Genomic DNA, 278 nt, shown 5'->3' with positions numbered 1-278 from the left:
GCGTGGAAAGGCTTTAGCGCCGGCTCCCAGCAGATCATCCTCGGCAAAGGGGTGGCAGACGCCCTGAAAGTGAAGCAGGGCGACTGGGTCTCGATCATGATCCCCAACTCCGATGACGCGCATAAATTGTTGCAGCCAAAACGCGTGCGCCTGCATGTCACCGGTATTCTGCAACTGAGCGGCCAGCTCGATCACAACTACGCGATGATCCCGCTGGCAGATGCGCAGAACTATCTCGATATGGGCAGCAGCGTCACCGGCATCGCCATTAAAGTGAA

At 57.6% G+C, this 278-nt stretch carries 1 protein-coding gene; it reads left to right on the top strand.

Going from position 1 to position 278, the window contains the following annotated elements; genetic code table 11:
* A partial coding sequence (locus MN204_RS20555; protein WP_249872915.1) for an ABC transporter permease family protein occupies window positions 1–278 on the top strand: 278 nt, incomplete at both ends.

Origin of the sequence: Oceanobacillus saliphilus (assembly GCF_023522835.1) — a bacterium.
Lineage (GTDB): Bacteria > Bacillota > Bacilli > Bacillales > Amphibacillaceae > Oceanobacillus > Oceanobacillus saliphilus.
Note: the sequence above shows the minus strand (reverse complement) of the source record. Positions and strands in the feature narration are given on the sequence as shown.